The sequence below is a fragment of the Dietzia aurantiaca genome (assembly GCF_021033825.1).
Taxonomy (GTDB): Bacteria; Actinomycetota; Actinomycetes; order Mycobacteriales; family Mycobacteriaceae; genus Dietzia; species Dietzia aurantiaca.
On sequence record NZ_JAIFXZ010000001.1, the window covers coordinates 341,113 to 353,117 of the forward strand.

At 69.1% G+C, this 12,005-nt stretch carries 10 protein-coding genes; 3 read left to right on the forward strand and 7 right to left on the reverse strand.

The window, feature by feature from the left end; all coding sequences use genetic code 11:
- Window positions 1-35: 35 nt before the first annotated feature.
- The 7 genes from K3888_RS01710 to aceA form a co-directional block, all read right to left on the reverse strand.
- A complete protein-coding gene (locus K3888_RS01710; protein ID WP_230928484.1) occupies window positions 36-1,121 on the reverse strand; it encodes a hypothetical protein in 1,086 nt (361 codons plus the stop codon).
- Between the two features lie 85 nt (window positions 1,122-1,206).
- Window positions 1,207-1,728, reverse strand: a complete 522-nt coding sequence (locus K3888_RS01715; protein ID WP_230928485.1) for a helix-turn-helix domain-containing protein — start codon at window positions 1,726-1,728, stop codon at window positions 1,207-1,209.
- Window positions 1,729-2,008: 280 nt separating this feature from the next.
- A complete protein-coding gene (locus tag K3888_RS01720) occupies window positions 2,009-3,217 on the reverse strand; it encodes a DUF445 domain-containing protein (protein ID WP_230928486.1) in 1,209 nt (402 codons plus the stop codon).
- Window positions 3,218-3,306: 89 nt separating this feature from the next.
- Entirely contained in the window at window positions 3,307-3,615 is a 309-nt protein-coding gene (locus tag K3888_RS01725; RefSeq protein WP_230928487.1) for a hypothetical protein, read from the reverse strand.
- A gap of 17 nt (window positions 3,616-3,632) precedes the next feature.
- A complete protein-coding gene (gene metE / locus K3888_RS01730) occupies window positions 3,633-5,993 on the reverse strand; it encodes a 5-methyltetrahydropteroyltriglutamate--homocysteine S-methyltransferase (protein WP_230928488.1) in 2,361 nt (786 codons plus the stop codon).
- A gap of 4 nt (window positions 5,994-5,997) precedes the next feature.
- Window positions 5,998-6,918: a 3-hydroxybutyryl-CoA dehydrogenase gene (locus K3888_RS01735; RefSeq protein WP_230928489.1), complete on the reverse strand. Its 921-nt coding sequence runs from the start codon at window positions 6,916-6,918 to the stop codon at window positions 5,998-6,000.
- A gap of 192 nt (window positions 6,919-7,110) precedes the next feature.
- Entirely contained in the window at window positions 7,111-8,400 is a 1,290-nt protein-coding gene (aceA, locus tag K3888_RS01740) for an isocitrate lyase (protein WP_230928490.1), read from the reverse strand.
- 195 nt (window positions 8,401-8,595) lie between these two features.
- Here aceA and ramB point away from each other — a divergent pair, with 195 nt between their 5' ends.
- The 3 genes from ramB (at window position 8,596) to K3888_RS01755 (ending at window position 11,694) form a co-directional block, all read left to right on the forward strand.
- Entirely contained in the window at window positions 8,596-10,059 is a 1,464-nt protein-coding gene (gene ramB, locus K3888_RS01745) for an acetate metabolism transcriptional regulator RamB (protein WP_230928491.1), read from the forward strand.
- A complete protein-coding gene (locus K3888_RS01750) occupies window positions 10,056-10,667 on the forward strand; it encodes a carboxymuconolactone decarboxylase family protein (protein WP_230928492.1) in 612 nt (203 codons plus the stop codon). The genes ramB and K3888_RS01750 overlap by 4 nt, the downstream gene beginning before the upstream one ends.
- A 139-nt stretch (window positions 10,668-10,806) precedes the next feature.
- Window positions 10,807-11,694: an endonuclease domain-containing protein gene (locus K3888_RS01755; RefSeq protein WP_230928493.1), complete on the forward strand. Its 888-nt coding sequence runs from the start codon at window positions 10,807-10,809 to the stop codon at window positions 11,692-11,694.
- Window positions 11,695-12,005 lie beyond the last annotated feature (311 nt).

Consider the following 12,005-nt stretch of genomic DNA (forward strand, 5'->3'; position numbering starts at 1 on the left):
CGGCGGGTGGTGCGTGCGGGATCAGCCGCGCCGCATCACTTGTCGTCGTTCGCCTTGTCGGTCGACGCGGTCGGCTTCGCGGCGCCGGCACCGCTGCCGCCGGCGGCGGGCTTGTCGGCGGCCGGGGTCGACTTGGTGGCGGCCGGCTTGGCGGCGGTCGAGGTCGACTTGGTCGCAGCCGGCTTGGCGGCGGCCGGGGTCGACTTGGTCGCAGCCGGCTTGGCGGCGGTCGACTTCGCGGCAGCCTTCTTGGCCGGGGCCTTCTTGGCTGGCGCCTTCTTGGCCGGGGCCTTCTTGGCGGGCGCCTTCTTGGCCGGGGCGGTACGGGCCTCGACCTTGCCGGCACCGCTCTGGATCTCGTCCGAGGCGGCGTAGGCTGCGGCATCGACCCTGTCGGCGGCCTTGTCGGCGGCGTCACCGGCGGTCTCGGCGGCCTGACGGGCCGACTTGGAGACGCGGCCGGCGGCCTTCACGCCGATCGAGCGGGTCTGGCGGGCCACGGTGCCGAGGGCCTCTTCGCCGAGCTCGACCTGGTCCTCCACGGCGCCGGCGGCGCGGGAAACCTGCTCGTTGACGCGCGCGAGACCGGCCTCGAGCTGCGGGTTCTCCTCGCGGAGACGGGAGACGACGTCCTCACCGCGGGCGGCGAGACCGCCGTAGATACCCGCCGCGACCTGCACGTAGGCGTCCGCGACCTTGCGCAGCTCCTCCGGACGGAAGCGACTGACGAGCTCCTCGACCTCGGTCGGCAGCGTCTGGACGCGCTCGGGGACCTCGCTGACGCGGCTCTGCACCTCGTTGAAGCGCTCGGTGGCCCTGGCCTGGGCACCGGTGACACGCTCGGTGATCTGCGACTGGGCGTCGGTGACCTTGGCCTGGGCGTCGGCGACGGCCTCCTCGGCACGACGACGCAGGTCGGAGACCAGACCGGACACGGCCTGGATCGCCAGATCGTTGGCGCCGACATAGGCGTACACCGGGGTTCGCACGGCGGCGAAAGCCTGGCCGAGCGGACCGTCGAAGGCCGGGTCCTTCTCCACGGACTTGGCCGGGGCGGTCTTGGCGGTGCCGGACGTCTTCTTGGCGGCAGTGGTCTTCTTGGCGGGCTTCTTGTCGGTCATGTCGACTCCTTACAGGTTGTGGTCTCGTTCGGGTGTTCTCGTCTGCGGTGTTCTCGTGGCCCCGCGGGCCGCCGTGCGACGTTCCTCAGGGGACGTCGACGACCTGGTCGGCTGCGGTCGCGTTGTTCACTCGGAACGACTCGTAGATCTCCACGAGCACCTCCCTCTGGCGTTCGGTGAGGTCCGGGGCGGTGAGGATCGCGTCCCTCACCGGGCTCCCCTGCTTGAGTTCGAGGATCCCCGCCTGTGCGTACAGCACCTCGGCGGACAACCTCAGCCCTCGGGCGATCTGTCCCAGCACCTCGGCGGACGGCTTGCGCAGCCCACGTTCGATCTGACTCAGATACGGGTTGGAGACGCCGGCACGCTCTGCGAGCTGCCGGATGGACACCTGAGCGGCCTCCCGCTGTGCACGGATGAACGACCCGATGTCCTGCGAATCGGACGTGCGCTTTCCCCCCTCGCCCCTGGGGCCGGCACCGTCACGCGGCAACTCCCCCGTGGGCTTGGCGGACCTGCGGGCGAGGGCGCCGGAGACGGCGTCCTCCACCTGCCCGGAAGAGGATCCGATCGCCTTCTCGTGCTTACGACCACGCTGTGCGGCCATCGGATACACCCCCTTCATGCGCGTCGTCTGTCATCGACTGGAGCCAACGCTAACAACGAGTGCTAACTGCAGCAAGCGCTATGTGATCGGGGGAACCGTGTGCTTGCTCACATCAGGCCACCCCCGGCCCGCCCGGCCCCTGGGCCCCTGCAGCCGGCGACACCCCACGTCAGGGGCGGGATCGCGCGGCGACGAGCCGGTACGTACAGGTGGCGACAGCGAGAAGAACGAGGTCCGTGGAGCCGGGCGGGGGTGGGCCCGAAAGTGAAAAGCCGTATCTCTAGAAGAGGAGTTCGGTGGCGGTGTGGATCGCCAGCCCTGCCAGCGCTCCCACAACGGTGCCGTTGATACGGATGAACTGCAGGTCCTTACCGGCGAGCAGTTCGATCTTGTCGGAGGCCTCGTCGGCATCCCAGCGCTCGACCGTCTCGGAGATGATCGAGGTGACCTCGCCGGCGTAGTTCTCCGCCACGTAGCGGGCGGTGCGGGTCATGTAGTCGTCGAGACGGTCGCGCACCTTGACGTCGTTGACCAGCATGTCGGCGAGGCGGCCCAGCAGGTCGTCGATCTTGAGGCGCAGGGTGGAGTCGGCGTCCTCGGTGGCCTCGATGATCATCCGCTTGGCTGCCGCCCACGCGGATCCCGCGGCGCGGCGGACCTCGTCGCGGTTCATGACCTCCTGCTTGAAGGTCTCGAGCTTGGCCATGGTGGCCGGATCGTGCTGCAGGTCGCGGGCGAACTCCTCCACGAACCCGATCAGCGCCACCCGCACGGGGTGCTGCTTGTCGACCTTGATCTGCCAGGTCCACTCGCTCAGCTCGCGGTAGGCACGGTCCGAGAGCAGCTCGTTGACGAACTGGGGAGCCCACGTGGGGGCCTTCTCGCGCACCCAGCGGTCGATCGTCTCGGGGTGGGCCTCCACCCAGCCGTGCGCCCGGTCCGCCATGAGATCCATGAGCGGTAGGTGCCGCCCCTCATCGAGGAGTTCGGCGAGGATCCTGCCGGCGGGCGGGCCCCACTCCGGCTCCGCGATACGCGCGACGATCGTGCGCTCGATGATCGCCACCGCGTCCTCGTCACGCAGCACCGCCAGCACCGAACGGATGGCCTTGGCGGCCTGGTCGGAGGCCATGGCGCGGTGCTCGGGTTCCTGCAACCATTCGCCGGCCCGCTCGGGGATGTGGGCGCTGCGGACCTTCTCGCTCACCATCTCGGGATCGAGGAAGTTCTCGCCGACGAACTCTCCCAGCGAACTGCCGAGCTGATCCTTCTTCCGGCGGATCAGCGCGGTGTGCGGGATGGGGATGCGCAGCGGGTGGCGGAACAGCGCGGTGACGGCGAACCAGTCGGCCAACCCGCCGACCATTCCGGCCTCGGCGGCCGCGCGTACATAACCGACCCAGGGGTCGGCGCCGTTGTGCAGCGCGTACTCGGCGGCCAGATAGACGATGCCGGCCACGACGAGGAAGCCCGTCGCGACCATCTTCATCCGACGGAGGGCGGACCTCCGCTCGGCGTCAGCCGCCGGGTCACCCGCCTTGAAGGCGGACGGTCCGGCGGCGACGGACTGCTCGAGCGTCAGTGCGCGTCCTCGCGCCCGTACTTACGGAAGCCGACCATGCAGGTCCCGAGCCCGATGAGGAACACGACGGTGGTGGCCACGACCGCGGCGATCACCAGGCCGAGCCCGACGTCCATGTTGTCCTGGTAGTACCCGAACGCGGTGAGCGGCAGGCCCAGCATGACCATGCTCAGCAGGAGGATGGTCGATCCGAGGTAGATCTCGGTGGAGTACAGCGGGAAGGTGGGGGCGACGGTCGTCGCGTACTCCGGGTAGTACTCCTCGACGATGGCGGCACCAGTGTGCTCGAGGGTCTGACCGGCCATGATGTCGTCCTCTTTCGTCAACTACCGATCCCACGCACGTCAGGCGCGGGACTTGTATCAGTGATCCTATTAGAACCTCGGGCGTCCCGGGCAACCGCCCGCCGGATTCGCCTCGCGGCGGCCACCAGATTCCGCAGACTCGGCTCCAGTTGCCAGGTGTACCGGCTCTTCAGGCCCCCGTCGGGCACGGCCCACAGTCGCTCGAGCCCCACCGCGGCCACCCCCTCGAGGAGCCGCTCGTGCAGCAGGTCGATGTCCGGTACGAAGCCCGAGCGCGACTCGTAGACGCCCGGCGCCACCTGTCGTGTCAGGGTGTGGTCCTGCAGGGCGTCGAGCACCCAGTCGATAGACCGGGTCGCCACGATGTTGGTCACATCGGCGTCCAGCTCCTCGATCGCCTCGGTCATCACGCGCAACGACGAGTAGCTCAGGTGCGTGTGGATCTGCGTCTCCGGCTTCGCCCCGGCGGTCGCCAGCCGGAACGTGCCCACCGCCCAGTCGAGATAGGCACGCCGGTCCGCGCCGCGCCGCGGCAGCAACTCGCGGATCGCCGGCTCGTCCACCTGGATGATCGCCGTGCCCGCCGCCTCCAGGTCCGCTACCTCGTCACGGATCACCAACGCGAGCTGCGTCGCCACCTCTGGCAACGCGAGGTCGGTGCGGCAGAACGACCGGGCCAGCATCGTCACCGGGCCCGTCAGGACCCCCTTGACCGGACGCTCGGTGAGCGACTGTGCGTAGCCGGTCCACTCCACTGTCATCGGGGCCGGCCGGGCCACGTCCCCGTACAGCACGGGCGGGCGCACGCAACGCGACCCGTATGACTGCACCCACCCGTTCCGGGTCGCAGCGAACCCGTCGAGGAGCTCGGCGAAGTACTGCACCATGTCGTTGCGCTCGACCTCCCCGTGCACCAGCACGTCGAGTCCGATGTCCTCCTGCAGTCGGATCACCGAGGCGACCTCCTCGCGCAGGTACTCGCGGTAGCGCTCGAAATCGATGCGTCCCTCCGCCAGATCGCGCCGCGCCCGCCGGATCTGGACCGTCTGGGGAAACGAGCCCAACGTCGCTGTCGGGAGTGTCGGCAGCTGCAGCCGCTGCGCCTGCCGGGCCGCCCGCTCCGCATACGGGAGGCGGGCCTTGTCGTCGTCGTCGACCCCGGCGGTCCTCGCGCGCACATCCTCGCGGCGCGCGCTGGGCAGCACCGGGAGCGGACGCCAGCGTGGCGTGGGGCCGTCCTCGAGCGCGGCGGCGAGCGAGACCACCTCGGCGACCTTCTGGTCGGCGAAGGCCAGCGAATCGGCCAACTCGGCCGGCAGCTCCGACTCCGCGCGCACGTCGTACGGCACGTGCAGGAGCGTGCACGAGGCCGTCACCACCAGGTCGGTGAACACGGTCTTGAGCTCGCGCAGGTAGTCGAGCGTCGCGAACTTGTCCGTGCGCCACACGTTCTGGCCGTCGACCACCCCGGCGTAGAGGCGCTTGTCGCGCAGTCCGGGGATCGCCGCGAGTTCGGCGGTCGACCGCCGTCCGCGGACCAGGTCCAGCCCGATCGCCTCTACATCGGTTGAGGCCAGCGCCGGCAGCGCGTCCCCCAGGTCGCCGTAGGCGCCGGTCACCAGGATCCGCGGGCGCGTGAGCACCGCGGCGAGCCGGTCGTACGCGCGGCGCAGGCGGTCGATCTCGACGTCGGTGCGCTCCATCGTCATGCACGGCTCGTCGAACTGCACGCACGTCACGCCCGCGCCGGCCAGCACTCCCAGCAGCGCCTCGTACTGCTCCAGCAACCGGTCCAGCACGTCGAGCGGCTCGAACCCCACGGCGGCGCCCGGCTCGGCCTTGCTGAGCAGCAACAACGACACCGGCCCGGTCACCACGGGACGGATCTCGTACCCCAGCTCGCGCGCGTGGCCGATCTCCGCGAGCAACTCGTCGGGCCGCAGCCCGAGCGCGATGTCAGCGGAGACCTCGGGCTGGCGGTAGTGGTAGCCGGTGCCCTGCAGCGCGACGAGCTCGAGCGGCGGGACGTCGGCGCGACCGCGGGCGAGCGCGAACACCGTGTCGACCGGGGCCAGTCCGTCGATCAGGTCCCGGAACCGCGCCGGGATGGCGCCGAACAGCAGCGCGTCGTCGAGGACGTGGTCGTAGAAGGAGAAAGTGTTGCCGGGCAGTTGGGTGAGGCCGGCGTCGTGCAGGTCGTGCCAGGTGGTGTCGCGGATCCGGCGCCCCACGGCGAGCAGTTCGGAACGGGTGTCGTCACCGTGCCAGTACCGCTCGAGGGCGCGCTTGAGCTCCCGGCGACGACCGATGCGTGGGTAACCCGGGATGCTCGAGGCGCGGGTCGGCTCGAGGTGCCGGGAGGATGACGACGACGACACCAGCTCAGCGCGCCACGGCTGCGGTCACCCGCGAGGAGTCGTAGCGGTAGAAGCCGTGTCCGGCCTTCTTGCCGAGCCGGCCCGCCTCGACCATCCGAAGCAGCAGCGACGGCGGCGAGTACAGGGGCTCCTTGAACTCGGCGTACATCGAGTCGGCGATCGCCTTGACTGTGTCCAGGCCCACGTGGTCGGCCAGGGACAACGGGCCCATCGGGTGGGCGCAGCCCAGGACCATGGCGCGATCGATGTCCTCGGGCGTGGCGAACCCCGACTCGGCCATGCGGATGGCGGAGAGCAGGTAGGGCACGAGCAGCGCGTTGACCACGGCTCCGGAGCGGTCGGCGGAGTGGACGACCTGCTTACCCAGGACCTGCTGGGCGAACGCCTCGGCGCGGGCGCGGACAGCGTCCCCGGTCTCGAGGGTGCTCACCAGCTCGACGAGCGGGAGCACGGGCACCGGGTTGAAGAAGTGCATTCCGATCACCCGCTCGGGACGGGTGGTGCACGTCCCGAGCTTCATGATGGGGATGGAGGAGGTGTTGGAGGCCAGGACGGCCCGCGGGTCCGTGATGACGCGGTCGAGTTCGCGGAACACGGCGGTCTTGGCGGTCTCGTCCTCGACGACGGCCTCGATCACCAGCTGGCGGTCCTCGAAGTCACCGAGGTCGGTGGTGAGGCGCAGCCGCAGCGCGGCTCGGTCGCGTTCGCGCTCGGTGATCTTGCCCGACGAGACACCGCGGTCCAGCGAGTCCAGGATCCGGGCGCGGCCCTCCGCGGCCAGCTCCCTGGTCGACTCCCACACCAGGACGTCGACGTGCGCCCGGGCGCACACCTCGGCGATGCCGGCCCCCATGAGCCCGGCGCCCACCACCCCGACGCGGGTGATCCGCCCGTTGTCGGTGGTCGCGTCGCGGGGACTGCTCATCGGTTCTGCGTCCTTCTCGAGGGCGTGTGGCCGGCCTCCGGGCGTGCGGCGGAGAACGGATGGTGCGCTGACGCCACCGGGGGCCGTGGCCGCCTCGTCGAGACGGCCACGGCCCCCGGTGATATCTACATCATGGTGAGCGTCGACCTGCTGCGGTCGGGCGCTCGCCGACCCGTGCGGGTCGACCAGGGGTCAGTGGAACTGCCCCTCCTCGGTGGAGCCCTTCAGCGCCGCGGTGGACGTGTTGGGGTCGACCGTGGTGGCGATGCGGTCGAAGTAGCCGGCGCCGACCTCGCGCTGGTGCTTGACGGCGGTGAAGCCACGCTCCTCGGCGGCCTTGAACTCGCGCTGCTGCAGTTCGACGAACGAGGTCATCTGGTTGCGGGCGTAGCCGTAGGCCAGATCGAACATGCCGTAGTTGAGCGAGTGGAAGCCGGCCAGGGTGATGAACTGGAACTTGAAGCCCATCGCGCCGAGCTCCTTCTGGAACTTGGCGATGGTCTCGTCGTCCAGGTTCGCCTTCCAGTTGAAGGAGGGCGAGCAGTTGTAGGCCAGGAGCTGGTCCGGGTACTCGGACTTGACGGCCTCGGCGAACTGCTTGGCGTACTCGAGATCCGGGGTACCGGTCTCCATCCAGATGAGGTCGGCGAACGGCGCGTAGGCCTTGGCACGCGCGATGCAGGGCTCGATGCCGTTCTTGACGTTGTAGAAGCCCTCGGCGGTGCGCTCACCGGTGATGAAGGGACGGTCACGCTCGTCCACATCGGAGGTGATGAGCGTGGCGGCCTCGGCGTCGGTGCGCGCGATGATGACCGACGGGACGTTGGCGACGTCGGCCGCGAGACGGGCCGAGGTCAGGGTCCGGATGTGCTGGTTGGTCGGGATGAGCACCTTGCCACCGAGGTGGCCGCACTTCTTCTCCGACGCGAGCTGGTCCTCCCAGTGCACACCGGCGGCGCCGGCGGCGATCATGGCCTTCTGCAGCTCGTAGGCGTTCAGGGCGCCACCGAAGCCGGCCTCGGCGTCGGCCACGATCGGGGCGAGCCAGTTCTCGACCGAGGTGTCACCCTCGATGCGGGCGATCTCGTCGGCACGCAGCAGCGCGTTGTTGATGCGGCGGACGACGGTCGGGACCGAGTTGGCCGGGTACAGCGACTGGTCCGGGTACGTGTGGCCCGAGAGGTTGGCGTCGCCGGCGACCTGCCAGCCCGAGAGGTACACGGCCTCGAGGCCCGCACGGATCTGCTGCACGGCCTGGTTACCGGTCAGCGCGCCGAGGGAGTTGACGAAGTCCTTGTTGTTGACCTTGTCCCAGAGGATCTCCGCGCCGCGGCGGGCGAGGGTGTGCTCCTCGACGACGGTGCCCTGCAGATCGGCGACCTGCTGAGCGGTGTAGTTGCGGGTGATGCCCTTCCAGCGGGGGTTGGTGTCCCAGTCCTTCTGGATCTCTTCAGCGGTACGTGCCTTGCCGATGTTCGACATCGCGACTCTTTTCTGTCTCGGGGGCGGACTCGAGTTCGCATATCTGCGAGTTGCGAGGTCCTGTACGACACAAGAGTGCCACACCCGCCGCACCCCGTCTACCTGCGACTTGTGCAAATTCCGCGAGTTTCCTTGCCTCTGTTGCAAACTTTGCGAAGAATGTGGGGCGCACCACGAACTGGAAGGGGAAAGCCGATGACGGCCTCACATATGGGCGCGCGACTCCGCCGACTACGTGAGGAACACAACCTCACCCAGGCCGCATTCGCCGGGACGCTGGGCCTGTCGGCGAGCTATCTCAACCAGCTCGAGAAGGACGCGAGGCCGATCACCTCTCGTGTCCTGGCGCAGCTGTCGGAGGTGTACGGCGTCGATTCGACGTTCTTCGCCTCGGACGCGGACACGCGCCTGATCGCCGAGCTGACCGAGGCGCTCACCGACCCCCAGGTCTCCTCGGGCATCCCCGCCTCGGAGGTGATCGACCTCGTCCAGGCGCACCCCGCCCTGGCGCGGGCCTTCGCCGTCCTCAACCAGCGCTACCGCAACTCGGCCGATCTCCTCGCGGCCCTGACCGAGGCCCGGAACCTGCCCGCGGGCGAGCTGGACAACTCGGCGCTGGCGATGCCGCACGAGGAGGTGCGCGACTACTTCTACCAGCGGCAGAACTACATCGACTCCCTCGACACCGCGGCCGAGGAGCTCACCAACAGGATCCGCATGAACCGCGGCGATGTGCGTACCGAGCTCGAGAACCGGCTGTCGGAGACACACGGCGTGCGGGTGGTCCGTCGCGTCGATCTGCCGGACGGCCTGTGGCATCGGTATTCCGCCGAGGAGCGGCGCCTCGACCTGTCAGCGCATCTGACCGCCGGCCAGCAGGCATTCCGCGTGGCCTCGGAGCTGGCGTTCCTGGAGCACGGGGATCTGCTCGACCAGCTGGTCGCCGACGGCGCGTTCAGCTCCCCGGCCGCACACGCCATGGGCCTCCGCGGCCTGGCCAACTATTTCGCCGCCGCCGTCCTCATGCCGTACGAGCGCTTTCTCGATACGGCGGAGGACTTCCGCTACGACGTCGAGCGCCTCATGACCTTCCACGCCACCGGGTACGAGACGGTCTGCCACCGCCTGTCCACGCTCCAGCGGCCGGGGGCGTCGGGCGTGCCGTTCAGTTTCGTCCGCGTCGACCGCGCGGGGAACATGTCGAAGCGCCAATCCGCGTCCGGCGTGCACTTCACCACGTCGGGTGGCACGTGCCCGCTGTGGAACATCTACGAGACGTTCTCGTTCCCGGGCAAGATCATGCGGCAGGTCGCCGAGACCACCGACGGCCGCATGCACCTGTGGGTGTCGCGCACGGTCACCACCCGGCCGATGCGCTTCGGCCAGTCGCGCAAGACGTTCGCGATAGGCCTGGGCTGCGAAGCCCGCCACGCGCACCGCACCGTGTATTCGCAGGGTCTGGACCTGGACGACGCCGAGGCCGCCACCAAGATCGGCGCCGGCTGCCGGATGTGTGAGCGCCCGGCCTGCCCGCAGCGCGCCTTCCCGCCGCTCAACCGCACGCTGTCCGTGGACGCCCACCGCTCGGCGCTCTCGCCGTACCTCCTCGACGAACCCGGCTCCCCCGCCCCGGCGACTGCCCTACCCTTGCGGCCATGAGCCAGCCGAGCGACACCCCTGACACCAGCGCCGCCACGCCCCGCCCCACCGGCACGTCCGCCGCCGCTGGCACGACCCCGCGCATCCGCCCCGGCGGCTTCCGCGAACTCGGCCCGATCGGCTGGGCGGTCAACCGCCTGGGCGCGCGCGTCACGGGCAAGCGCGACGTCCACCTGTTCGCCACGCTTGGCCACGCGCGCCGCCTCTTCCCCGCCTGGCTCGCGTACTCGGGGATGATGATGCCGTTCGGGATCCTCGACCGCCGCACCACCGAACTGGTGATCCTGCGCATCGCGCATCTGCGGAGCAGCGCGTACGAGCGGGCTCACCACGAGCGGATCGGGGCGGGTGTCGGACTCGACGACGACGAGATCGCCCGTACCACCGAGGATCCGTCCACCGCCCCGTGGTCCGACCGCCTGCGGACCATGTTGATCGGCGTCGACGAGCTGGTGCGGACAAAGGACATCGCCGACGACACGTGGTCCCGTCTGTCCTCGCATCTCAATTCGTCGGAGCTGGTGGGGCTGGTGCAGTTGGTGGCGCAGTACGACGGGCTCGCCACCTCCCTGCACGTCCTGCGCATCCAGCCCGACGAGCCCCGCTGAGCTGCCGAGCCCGCTGGTTCAGCTGCCCGGAGAGGGTCCGCCGCCGCAGTCCACGCTCCGATATGGACTGTTTCCACAGCCTTCAGCCTCTCCACAGCAGACTGATCATCACGCCGCTATTCGGACGGTATCGTGCTCAGTGCCCGGCATCATCACGGCCATGACCAACAACACTCATGACGAACATCCCGTACTGTCTCTCGCTCGACTGACTCACGAGATCTCACACATTCCGCGACGCCGCCGTGAGCGGGACTTCGTCAAGGTCGTCGACGGGCTCTGGCTCCCATCCGGCGTCACCCGCGATCTCGAAACACTCTCGGTGGCGTATTCCCGCCTCTACCCAGGCGCCGTGTTGACCGGTTGGTCGGCAGCCGTCATCCAGGGAGTCGCCCCTCTGCGCCATGACACGGTACCGGAACTGTCCGTCGGGCCTCATGGCCGGGAACGACGAGGCCTTCGCATCAGGCGGTATTCGGTTCCGGAACAGGCGGTGATCACGCTACGTGGGGTCCGCGTGACCGCACACCGCTGGACAGCCTTCGATCTGGCGAGATTCAGCGATCACGTGCAGGGCGTGCAGGCGATTGAGGAGCTGTACCGTCATGGCTTGTCCCGGGCCGCTTTCGCCGAAACCGTGACGTACATGGCTGGCACCTGGGGCGTCGCCCGTGCCCGGAAGGTTCTCGAGGATGCGGATCCCCGCAGTGAGTCCCCGCGGGAAACCGAGACGCGCCTGTTCCTCAAAGAGGCAGGGTTCACTGATTTCGTTCCCCAGGTCGAGGTAGCCGAACTCGGCTATCGCCTCGACCTGGCGGACCCGGAACACAAGATCGCCGTCGAGTACGACGGCCCCCACCACGACGACCCGGTCCAACAGTCCAAGGACCGCCACCGACGAAACCGCCTGCAGGCCGCGGGGTGGATCATCATCGTGGTCGACCGCAGGATCTTCCGCCATCAGCAAGACGACGTTCTCGAGCAGGTCCGCGCGGCATACCTTCTTCGGAGAGCAGCGGCGGCATAGGTCGTTCGACGTGAGTTCGGCGCCCACTCGCCAAACCACGCACCCCGCAACCGCGCACCGCGCAACCGCGCAGCGCAACGGTCGCCGGATGCGCTGGCTCGGTCACAAGTGAGCGGACACCCAGCGCAAGCGAGGCTGCATGTACTGGCTCTGTGCCCAGCTCCGCCATGTGCGCTGGCTCTGTGTTCGCGGCCGTGAGGAGAAGCGTCCTCATCGAGACGCTCCGGACGCCGAATGAGCACGACAGCAGCGCAAATGCCCCTACTGGCGCTGGCTACTCGCCTTACGCTGGCTGGTTGGTCGAAGCCGCC